Annotated in this window: 9 protein-coding genes; 4 read left to right on the top strand and 5 right to left on the bottom strand. The window is 37.5% G+C overall.

Features of this window, described 5'->3' with window-relative positions; genetic code table 11:
* Positions 1-75: 75 nt before the first annotated feature.
* Positions 76-309 (top strand): 2Fe-2S iron-sulfur cluster binding domain-containing protein, encoded by a 234-nt coding sequence (locus SAGCYANO_RS31795; RefSeq protein ID WP_202223731.1) that lies wholly within the window; start codon positions 76-78, stop codon positions 307-309.
* Between the two features lie 106 nt (positions 310-415).
* Here the strand turns inward: SAGCYANO_RS31795 and SAGCYANO_RS31790 are convergent, their stop codons facing one another.
* The 4 genes from SAGCYANO_RS31790 to SAGCYANO_RS31775 all read right to left on the bottom strand — a co-directional run bounded on the left by SAGCYANO_RS31790 (position 416) and on the right by SAGCYANO_RS31775 (position 6,820).
* On the bottom strand, positions 416-853 hold the full coding sequence (locus SAGCYANO_RS31790) for a hypothetical protein (RefSeq protein WP_237396894.1): 438 nt from the start codon (positions 851-853) through the stop codon (positions 416-418).
* Between the two features lie 382 nt (positions 854-1,235).
* Positions 1,236-1,694, bottom strand: a complete 459-nt coding sequence (locus SAGCYANO_RS31785) for an SRPBCC family protein (protein ID WP_202223729.1) — start codon at positions 1,692-1,694, stop codon at positions 1,236-1,238.
* A gap of 1,005 nt (positions 1,695-2,699) precedes the next feature.
* On the bottom strand, positions 2,700-4,169 hold the full coding sequence (zds, locus tag SAGCYANO_RS31780; RefSeq protein ID WP_202223728.1) for a 9,9'-di-cis-zeta-carotene desaturase: 1,470 nt from the start codon (positions 4,167-4,169) through the stop codon (positions 2,700-2,702).
* Between the two features lie 1,013 nt (positions 4,170-5,182).
* Complete coding sequence (locus SAGCYANO_RS31775) at positions 5,183-6,820, bottom strand: DUF6930 domain-containing protein (protein WP_202223727.1); 1,638 nt, start codon at positions 6,818-6,820, stop codon at positions 5,183-5,185.
* Between the two features lie 451 nt (positions 6,821-7,271).
* Between SAGCYANO_RS31775 and SAGCYANO_RS31770 the strand changes: the two genes are divergently transcribed.
* The 3 genes from SAGCYANO_RS31770 (at position 7,272) to SAGCYANO_RS31760 (ending at position 9,721) form a co-directional block, all read left to right on the top strand.
* On the top strand, positions 7,272-7,628 hold the full coding sequence (locus SAGCYANO_RS31770; RefSeq protein ID WP_202223726.1) for an iron-sulfur cluster assembly accessory protein: 357 nt from the start codon (positions 7,272-7,274) through the stop codon (positions 7,626-7,628).
* Between the two features lie 304 nt (positions 7,629-7,932).
* Positions 7,933-8,355, top strand: coding sequence for a M48 family metallopeptidase (locus SAGCYANO_RS31765; protein ID WP_202223725.1), 423 nt, complete (start codon positions 7,933-7,935; stop codon positions 8,353-8,355).
* Positions 8,356-9,502: 1,147 nt separating this feature from the next.
* A complete protein-coding gene (locus SAGCYANO_RS31760) occupies positions 9,503-9,721 on the top strand; it encodes a hypothetical protein (protein ID WP_202223724.1) in 219 nt (72 codons plus the stop codon).
* 183 nt (positions 9,722-9,904) lie between these two features.
* Here SAGCYANO_RS31760 and SAGCYANO_RS48260 read toward each other — a convergent pair whose 3' ends face one another.
* A complete protein-coding gene (locus SAGCYANO_RS48260; protein ID WP_255502447.1) occupies positions 9,905-10,027 on the bottom strand; it encodes a hypothetical protein in 123 nt (40 codons plus the stop codon).
* Positions 10,028-10,361 lie beyond the last annotated feature (334 nt).

Raw genomic sequence — 10,361 nt, 5'->3', positions numbered from 1 at the left:
ACTGAAATTTATTAATTAGATACTAATTATAATTGACTATAAACTAACAATCAATTAAATAATTATTGCTGAATTATGGAAATACTTTTCTTGCCAGATAATATTACTGTTGAAGCAGAGTCAGGAGAACCTATTCTAGAAGTTGCTGAACGTGCTGGGGTAACTATTCCTACAGGTTGTTTAATGGGTTCTTGTCATGCTTGTGAAGTTGAAATTGATGGTGGTCAAACTATTTGTGCTTGTATTACAGCAGTTCCTCCAGGAAGGAAAAAAATGACGATTAACCTTTCTGTAGATATGGACTGGTAATATTCAGTTATCAGTTATCAGTTATCAGTTATCAGTAAAAGTTACGGGGAATAAATAATAGTAATTAATTTGATTTAGGTACTTGATAGGAGTTTAACTATTTGAGTTATATTGATTTTTCTATCGATTCATATAAGTTAATACTTACATCCAGAAAAGACTTTAATTGATTTTTGGTTGTTCCTATTTTGTTTTCAAAATCTAAAATTTTAATACCGTGGCAAGCTTCGCTTAAAATTTGTGTGAATATCCTGAGCTGTTCGACTGAAATTTGAACCTTCATAGTTGAATTTTGAATTGGTTGAGAGTCGAAGGTTTCTAAAGGTATTTTTATTAACAAAAGTAATTCTTGAACTTCCTCTCTTTCAGCACCTATTCGAGCATGAAATCCTCCTGTTATACCTTTAAGTACTTCTTCAAAGGTTGAATTTAAAATTTCTAATCCTTTTTTTCCAGCTTCAATCAAAATAATCTCATTATTCAGCAATTCTATTTGTACGAGAAAATTATCTCTCATAATTTCAAGCTTATTTTTATACGGCAATTAACTGATAACTGATAACTGATAACTGATAACTGAAATTACCCATAATTAGAGCTTGCTGATTAAATCTAAAAGTATTTACAGATAAAGGTTGTAGCCTTTTTGGGGTCTAAAAAAGTGCCTGGGAATCAGCTCTTCACGCTCAAAAAGGAGCGTATTTTAGGCGCATAGTTGGGCAGAAAAATCACTATATCCAAAACGCCCGCTCCTACCTCCTCGCTCCCGACCCTTTTCTCCTGTCTCCTCCCCTCCTGGGAGGGGTTAGGGAGTGGGTTGGGAGGGGAGGGGCGAGGGGTGGGTTGGGAGGGGAGGGGCGAGGGGTGGGTTGTCTCCTGTCTCCTACCCTCACCTATAAGAATTTTTCAGCAAACCCTAATTATAGTTAAATTTTCCCTTCTTCGTTCTGCTTGACAGCAACAGCATAATCACGAAATCTTTCCATATCTGCCATCAAAGTAGATTCTACTATCCTACCTAAAAATAAGTTATCCATAATCTTAATTAACCAACCAGGAACTCCATAAGCTACAGTTAATTTAACGATACTACTACCATGTCGGTCGTAGAAACGAATTGCACCTCTATTTGGCAAACCATCCACAGACTCCCACTGAATAATTTGATGCTGAACTACTCTTTGTATCTGAGAAAGCCAACTAAATTGGAAATTACCACTGGCTAATTTCCATTGAGATAAATCAGGATTATCTTCCAAAACTTTAACAGATTCAATCCACTTCATCCATCGAGGCATTTGTTCTAAATCTGACCAAAGATTCCATACTAAATCAATTGGAACAGCTACCTCTATTTGTACACTATGCTCTAGCCAATTAGTCATTTCAATTATCAGTTATCAGTTATCAGTTATCAGTACTTCTAGTTAAAGTCAGAGGCTTTAAATATTGAACTTTATTTGTTTTCATCCCTTTGAAAAGGGAGGCTTTAGACCCTATTTTTTGGTCATAAATAATATTTTAAATTGATTATTATATAGAACAATTTTTTCAAGTAAATATTTAAAGTTTAAAAGGCAAAATTACTTGTATAGCAGAAGGAAGAAGGAAGGTAAGCATTCAGCCGTCAGTACTTCAGCCATCAGCTATTGCTTTTAGTTTTATATAAAAGTTTTACTAATTTAGTCAGAATTTATACTTACTATAAAAGCTGGCTTTAAAGCCTATATTCATTAAAGCCCCCTCATGAGAGCTGAGAGCTGAGAGTTAATAGCTGTTTGCCCAGCATTCCGCAGGAAATGTTTACGAAGGAAGAAGGAAGAAGGAAGAAGGAAAAATCTTACGTTGTCTGAGTTTTATATAGGTTTTTACTCATGTTGACTACAAAACTTCTGCACTCTGCCTTTAAGCCAAAATTTCTGTATTTTATGTACATGAAAACTGCTATAAGCTTTCTATTTATCCTATACCTTTTGTTCAATTACTATAAAAATTAGGCATTTTTGAGCGCTAAAGAGTCAAATATACTGTAGCACTAGGGATAAATAATTGACAATTTTATAGATAAGAATTGCTTTTATTTTTTATTTTTGGAGATGTTTGTTAGTATTCAACCAAAAATAATACTATCGCGCTACATAATTAAGTTTAGGATATTCCTTTGTTGCCTTTTGTCTTCAGGAACTACTGACTTTTCCTACTAGAATACTGCGCAAACAATCCAAATTTATTTATTAAGTAATTAACACAAATAGGACACCTTTGTGATAATTAGCACCCTAGGAACACATTAATTATGATTATGTTTACTTCTCCCCACTCCCCTACTCCCCCACTCCCCCACTCCCCTGCTCCCCCACTCCCCTACTCCCCCACTCCCTCACTTAATTTTAACTAGCAGCAACTGGAGTTCGCCCCAAAATATGTTCGACATTTGCCAAAATTTTCTGAGCAGCTTGCTTTCCAGAAATAGTTGCTCCCTCCATACTGTCAATATAATCCTGTTGGGTATAACTACCTGCCAGAAAAAAGTTAGGTACTGGTGTTTGCTGGTTAGGGCGATATAAGTCCATACCAGGTGCTTCCCGATACAAAGACTGAGCCAATTTCACCACACTATACCAAGTCATATTTAATTCCCGTGAAGAAGGAAATAATTCATGGACTTGCTTTAAAACATGATGAGCGATCGCCTCATTATTCTCTTTAATAAAAGGGTCTCCTGGTGTTAACACCAACTGTAATAAAGAACCTTGTCCTTGCCGATAATAATCTCCTGGACTTGTTAATGCTAAATCCGCAAAACAGGAAAAGTCTGCATCTGGAGTATAAAGTAAATTATCAAGACCAGCAGCACGCTCTAATTGTTGACGTTGGTTTTTATCGTGTAACTCTGTCACCCAACCATCAAACCTGAGCTGTACTGTTGCTACAGGTACTGCATCTAGTTTATAGATTTTGTCAAACTCTGGCCATTTGCGCCAAGCTTCAGGCAAAATACGCTGAATACCCGGTACATCACAGGCAAACACATAAGCATCAGCAGTAATAGTTTCTTCAGTCTCCCCACTAGCAACAACTATGCCACTGACACGAGTTTCCCCATCATTCTCCGTAAACTGAATTTCTCTGACTCGTCTTCTGGTATGAATTTTTGTCCCCCTTGCCTCCAAATATTCAACAATTGGTTTGTGTAGATATTCATAAGGAGACCCCTCCAACATCCGCAGCACCGATGCTTCTGTTTTTGCAGCAAATAATTGGAAAATTGTCAACATACATCGAGCAGAAATATTATCCGCATCAATAAACCCTAGAGCATAAGCAATAGGGTTCCACATTCGCTTAATACTTCCATCAGACCCACCTTGGCCACGAAACCATTCTCCAAAACTAACTTTATCCAAATCTCGAATAGTTTTCATCGCCCCATCAAAATCTACCAACCCTCTAACTATGGGACTTGTTCCTAGAGCGATCGCATTTTGTAACTTATCTTGCACAGATAACTGAGATGTGGTAAAGAAAGCCTTTAACCCATTAAAGGGCGCTCCAGTCAAGAAGCGAAAATCTAGGGAACCTGTTTTACCCCCCTTATTGATAAAATTGTGAGTATGTTCTTTGAGACGGAGATTCTCAAAAGCTCCCACTTTTTTCATTAACTCAAACAATTGGTAGTAGCAACCAAAGAAAACGTGCAAACCCATCTCTACATGATTTCCGTCTGCATCTACCCAACTACCAACTTTTCCCCCAACAAAGGGGCGAGATTCAAATATTTCTACTTGATGTCCAGCATCGGCCAACTCTACGGCTGTGGCCATGCCTGCTAATCCTGCACCTGCGATCGCGACTCGCATTATTTACTTCCTTATTCATTTTTTTTACAATTCTTAATAATTTTACCTCCAAATTTTCACTTTTGACTTAACTAGGTTTTGCTCAATAAGTCTTATGGGTGAGGGTCGGAGTCAACCCACCCTCACCCCTCCCAGGAGGGGAAGTCAGGAGGACCGAGTCAGGATAAATGGGAATTACAGAGGATGTAGTTGGAAGAATTATCTCTTAATTTTTCTGCCCTTGTCTGCACAAAATGTTAACTTTTTGAGCTTTCTTGACCGAAAAGCTGGTACTTTTTTTCAAAATAATAAGGATGAAACCTTTATACGTCAATGTTTTGATAGTTAATCAGCACAGCAATAACTAGCTATCAGCTATCAGCCTAAAACCCACATTCCGCACTTCAATCTGTAACATAAAAAGTAGTGTATGAATCCGTAGCTTGGTAGGTATTGATACTATGCAAATCATCTCAATTACTTTTTTAGTCGATCAAATTCCGAGTAAATAATTATTGCTCTGCTGATTAAATCTAAAAGTCTTTACAGATAAAGGTAAGTAGCCTTTTAAGTATCAAAAAGTGCGAAGTTTTAGGTGGTAATGGTTCAAAAAATTAGGATTTTGCTCAAGAGTAGGGCAGAAAAATCTAGGGACGATTCTTCCTACTATCTCCTCTATAATTCCCATTTCTCCTGTCTCCTGTCTTCCCCTCCACGGTCGGGGTTAGGGGTGGGTTGTCTCCTGTCTCCTAACCTCACCCATAAGACTTTTTCAGCAAACTCTAATTATTGCTCTGCTGATTAAATGTAAAAGCATTGACACATAAAGACAAGTGCCTTTTTGTGGCCTTTAAAAAGTGCATGGTTTTCAGCTCTTTATGCTCAAAAAGGAGCGTATTTTAGGCGCATAGTTGGGCAGAAAAATCATTCTGACAATTCTTACTCCTGTCTCCTGTCTCCTGTCTCCTTACTCCTGTCTCCTGTCTCCTGTCTCCTTACTCCTGTCTCCTGTCTCCTGTCTCCTGTCTCCTCATTTAAAAAGATACAGGCATTAATTGTAATGGCCCTATCCCCAACTCTTTAGTTGAGAGAAAGCGGACCTCAAACAAAGCCATCATATCCTTAAAATCTGGTTGACCACGAGAAGCGCCTGTAATACCCCTGGCAATAATTAAACCACACCAACCATCAGTAGCCTGGCAACGCTTGTCCCATTTTTGTTTAGCTTTCTTGTGTGCTGGGTCATTCTGCACAAATTCACCAAATAAATGAAGCACACCATCATGAGTTTTAAATATGCCCAAATCGTAGCTTGTTTCTTCCATAGGGTCTTCTCCTATATTAAACCCAATACCATGAAGTCCTTGAGCCTCTTGTAAATCATCTATCAATTTAGTTGCTTTTGGCAGAGAAGTTTGAATCAAAACTATTGGTAGACCCTCTCCTGATGATTTAATCTCTTCTTCCGCTGCCTGGTATAGTTTGGTATTGTCTCGTAGATATGTCACTGTCTCCCAAGGTATAACTCCTAAACTTAAGAGAGAATTGGCCGGGACCAAATCATTCTTCAGCATGGGCATTTCAATTTCTAGTTCTTCATCTCCTTCAATATCCGCCTCAGCAGCCATTTCATATAATTCTTCTGCCACTTCAGGCATTGTGGCCACTTTTACTGAAATTACTTCTTCAGATTCTGGTATAGGGATACGGTAGCGACTATTAATGCTAGGAAACTTATCGCCCATCATCTTTTTGCGGTAGGAGCGTAAAAAACGATGGAGTGCTTCTATCGCCACTAATGTTGTAGCTGCTTCCTCCTCATATAGAACAGACCTTAAACCTTCTAGAGGATGTAGATTACCAAAATTGGGCTGAATTTCTGATGCAGATAAATTTTGGAGGTCAATATCCTCACTCTCATCCCCTTCCTCGCCTTCTTCTTGAAGGTTGTCGTAAGTAATAAACAAACAATCTTGTCCCAAAAAAGCTTCTTCTAAATTTTCATAAGATTTTTCATAAGCTACTCGTTGCCGAAACCTTTTGAGAGAATCTAAAGAACGATATAGTAAGATGCCATAGTCCATACCCAACTTACCTAAGACACAGACATAAAGATTTTTGAGATCCCATTGATTGAGTTCTATGGAAATAATTTGATGCTCTCCTAATATTTCCCATGGTGCATCGTCCCAAACTTGATATGCTTTTTCAACTAAAGCTTCCGCATAGTCAGGAGGTAAGTTAGGAGGACGATTTTCCGCTACTTCCTGTAGTCCTTGAAATATTTCATCAATTAGAGGTAAATCTGGGACATAATCGATTGTAATTCCTAGGTCTTGTAATACTCCCCTCAGAAAAAATTGAATTTCTCGGTCTTTGACTACTATTTTTTGGGGTCTAATTGCCGGAGCTGGACTTTGAGGATTTTCCATTGCTCGCAGCAGTGTCCGAACAATTGCTTCTGGGCCAATATCTGATGTCACCATGTCCATTGCTCGTACCATTCCATGGGAGCCATCGACCCAGATAATACATTCATTTGTTGTCTCTTCCTCTAACTCAGGGTTAGAGCTTGAGTCTGAGTATATAGGGCGACGATCGCCTTCCCACACACTTGGAACTTGTTGTAATTTTTGTAACCTACGAATTGTTGAAGGATTGAGAGCTGCCATAGACTAAGCCTGTGAAAGTGAAGCAATTGGTGAATATTCTTTCCTTGTTGCATTAAGCCATATTATTAATGTATTTTGATATACATTTTTCTCTATACAGCTTTGCTAATGTGACGGGAATTTGATTCTCTACTATCTTATTGACTGCCCGGAGCAATTGAGCAATTAATCATAATTAAAATAAAAATATATAGAGTTACTATAGAATTATCTATCTATAATTTTAATAATTTTAACATTATTAACGACAGTCTTTAAGTTTTTGATACCCATATATTAAGGTATTAAACCACAATAAGGCCATATTTAAAAAAATGATTATTTTTGACTGAGGATGCTATTCAAAAAGTATAGTTACAATCTTTATCTAGAAATAGAAATATGAAATAGAATATATAAATAGTAAGGAATTACTATTTTAGAGCAATAGTACAAGGAGCTAGAAATAAAAATGACACAAGCTACTCAGTCTCAGCAAAAAGGTATTATGATGAGCGAAGCTGCTTTAGCTCAGGTTAATTCTCTAAGAGAGAAAGAAGGGAAAGACCTGTGCCTCAGAGTAGGGGTGCGTCAAGGTGGATGTTCTGGAATGTCCTACACGATGGATTTTGCAGACCCTAATACTATTAGAGAAGATGATGAAGTTTTTGATTATGATGGATTTAAGGTAGTTTGCGATCGTAAGAGTATTCTATATCTCTACGGTTTAGTACTCGACTATAGTAATGCTTTAATTGGGGGTGGGTTTCAATTTAGTAATCCCAATGCAACTCAAACCTGTGGCTGTGGTAGTTCCTTTTCTGCGTGACATACTCCCACACTAAGCTAGGGCTATAGTGTGTGTTTCTCGTTTCGCAGCCCCGGTATTCCGTCGAGCAAGCGCGTGCTTTAAAGACGGAATGCCCTGTCGCCCTATGTTTGATATCTATCGCCACGTTTCCTAGGTCATGCTTCCCTACGGGATGCTGCGCAAACGCAAACACATCGCGGTATATTACTATGCCACAGTCCGGACAAGAATTGGTTCTTTATATAATTCTTTAAATAATGTACAATCTTAAGCTTAGTTACTATATTATCTTTAATTTTTCAAGTAGAAAATATCGAATATTATGACTCAGACACCCGAAGAATTATATAAAGAAGGATTAGAAAGATATAAAGCTGGAGAAGAAGCCCAAACTTTAATTCCAGTATTTAAAGATATCACAAATCGTGCTCCTAAAAGTAGTAGTAGTTGGATAAGTTTATCCTGGTTATATCTATTAGAGAAAAAACCTAAATCAGCTTATAAAGCAGCGAAGACAGGAGTTAAACTTAATCCAGACGATCCACAAGGGAGAATTAATTTAGCTTTAGCAATGCTGGAAATGGGAGAAAAGGGTGTAAGAACTCATGTAGAAAGGGCACAACAAATGATTATGGCTGACTCAGATTGGCTTGAGGAAATTAAAGGTAATATTCAGGATGGTTTTGATAGAAGAGCTGATTGGCCTAGTTTAAGTCGGGTTAAGAGTTGGTTATTCGATGTTTAAATAAATTAAATAATTACTATGGCAGTTCTCATACTGGACTGTTGTTTTTATTCTTTATTTATTCCCTCTCTTGGTGCGCGTTCCCTGGCGTCTTACGCCGACGCGGGGTCGCACCGCTACTCCCTACTCCCTAAAATAAAGGAATTTTCTACTTCACGTTTCTTGGGAATTGCTATATTTTGAAATAAATAGTTTTGAGTTAAACTGATAGCTGTATAGATGAAGCAAAACATTAAAAGCTATTTTTCAAAGATATAGAACTCCCATAAATTCTCAACATTAAATCTTTTTTCCCTTTTCCTAGTTAAACTACTCCTCACTTATTCAAGAAGTTAAAATATATATGTTAAAAAAACTTAATAATTCATATAAAAACTTTATGATCTACCCTGAAAAATCATGTTATGATTTTTAGAACTTTAAGAGATTACTGAATCGCTGTAAATTGAGAAAATACCTAAGAGTATCTAGGTCTAGGAACTACCTTTAAATAACCTAGCAAAAACTTGAAGAATGCGAATTTTTGCATTACCAAATTAACACCGGAACATGAAAGCCATCGTCTTTGAAGCGATGGATGAAATGCGACTTGATGGATTTTAATCCATCCTATCTTTTTCTTTCTTGGGAAAAGCCTTGCACTTCTTCTATAAGTAAGCACGACACTTAATTTTGATTTAAGTCGAGTGTCTAGGGGCGTTTTGACTCGTCCCCAGAAGTTAAAATTCTGGTCAGCTAAAAAGACACCAAGCAATGCGGTTTTAAGCCATTGCGCAGTATCCTTTTAGAATCCCCGTCGATTTATCGCGGGGAGAAGTCAATCAAATTATCAAGTTGCCTGCAGAAATGAGGATAAGGGGAAATTATCTGTAAAATCCTAAAACACAGATAAAATTTTTTAGTCAATAGCATATTGTGACCTACAAAAAATTGCTGACAGCCAAACAACAACAGACACTAAACAAAAAAAATAAATAGGTAGTTAAAGCACAAATAAATTCAGAACAAGATTTTTAGAGTGTGAGATTGTACCTATATATAAACAAGCAAGTCAGGGAAAACTTAACCACTTGTTTAGGCGTTAGTAAAAATCTCTATTCAGAGAGTAAAACCTAATTTTTAGATAATACAAAGGAGTTGAAATACAATGACAATTAATAACAACAACAAAGAAGTTAATTTAAAGCCAGAAACTCGTAATCACAAAGGATTTTTTGTACAGCAAGGAGATTATAAACTGATGAGCATAGATGAGTCTGGTTGGGCTTTAATTTGCCTAGATGACGCAGTATGTCATTATGTAGATCCAGATAACTTGGAACAAAATAAAGAATTAATCAAAGAATCCGCAACTGCTCAGAAATAAAGATTTTAACTACCTATTAGGCTTAAAAATTATTTGATAGAGCTGCCTTGAAGTTTAATTAAGGCAGCTTGATTTTTTTTAACTCTCGTAGTGGGAAGTCCCGCGCTCTCCTGTAAGGGAACCTCAGGATGATAGCCATCCATGTTATTTGACATCCTCCCCGGCCTAAAGGCACGGGGATTCCTACCGAGCCTTAGCTCCTCGGTGGGTTGACGTCTCACAGGCTGCTGCTACTTTGGCAGTAGTCTGACGCTTGCCTCCACGTCCGTTTAGAGTTTCCGAGTGCCCCCCGGCAACTAATAACACTATAGCATATATTCAATTCACTTAACATAAAAATAAAAAGTCGCCCTACAAGGGCGAGGCTTTAAACCCAATTTTTCGGTAAAATCCGTTGGCTACGGTTCCCGATAAATCGGAGTAGTATAATTCCGTCGATTGTCATACAATGCGTAGGGGCGAATGGCCATTCGCCCCTACAATTCTTTAATACTGAATAACAGCGATGCTACTGGATTTGATATTATATATAGAAAATAAACATGGGGAGGGCATCGCCTCTGTATAAACCGTAACTTTTTTTTGAGTTGAAGAATCCCCTAGTGTCGCCTAAGTGTACAGTTGGGAGTATGTCATATCA

The organism is Okeania sp. KiyG1 (genome assembly GCF_014132355.1).
Taxonomy (GTDB): domain Bacteria; phylum Cyanobacteriota; class Cyanobacteriia; order Cyanobacteriales; family Microcoleaceae; genus Okeania.
The sequence above is the reverse complement of the archived record's forward strand: the minus strand, read 5'-3'. Positions and strand labels throughout refer to the sequence as shown.

Excerpts from the sequence above, each read along its gene's own strand:
- SAGCYANO_RS31795 (WP_202223731.1), top strand. The coding sequence starts at position 76 with ATGGAAATACTTTTCTTGCCAGATAATATTACTGTTGAAGCAGAGTCA.
- SAGCYANO_RS31785 (WP_202223729.1), bottom strand. The coding sequence starts at position 1,694 with ATGACTAATTGGCTAGAGCATAGTGTACAAATAGAGGTAGCTGTTCCA.
- zds (WP_202223728.1), bottom strand. The coding sequence starts at position 4,169 with ATGCGAGTCGCGATCGCAGGTGCAGGATTAGCAGGCATGGCCACAGCC.
- SAGCYANO_RS31775 (WP_202223727.1), bottom strand. The coding sequence starts at position 6,820 with ATGGCAGCTCTCAATCCTTCAACAATTCGTAGGTTACAAAAATTACAA.
- SAGCYANO_RS31770 (WP_202223726.1), top strand. The coding sequence starts at position 7,272 with ATGACACAAGCTACTCAGTCTCAGCAAAAAGGTATTATGATGAGCGAA.
- SAGCYANO_RS31765 (WP_202223725.1), top strand. The coding sequence starts at position 7,933 with ATGACTCAGACACCCGAAGAATTATATAAAGAAGGATTAGAAAGATAT.
- SAGCYANO_RS31760 (WP_202223724.1), top strand. The coding sequence starts at position 9,503 with ATGACAATTAATAACAACAACAAAGAAGTTAATTTAAAGCCAGAAACT.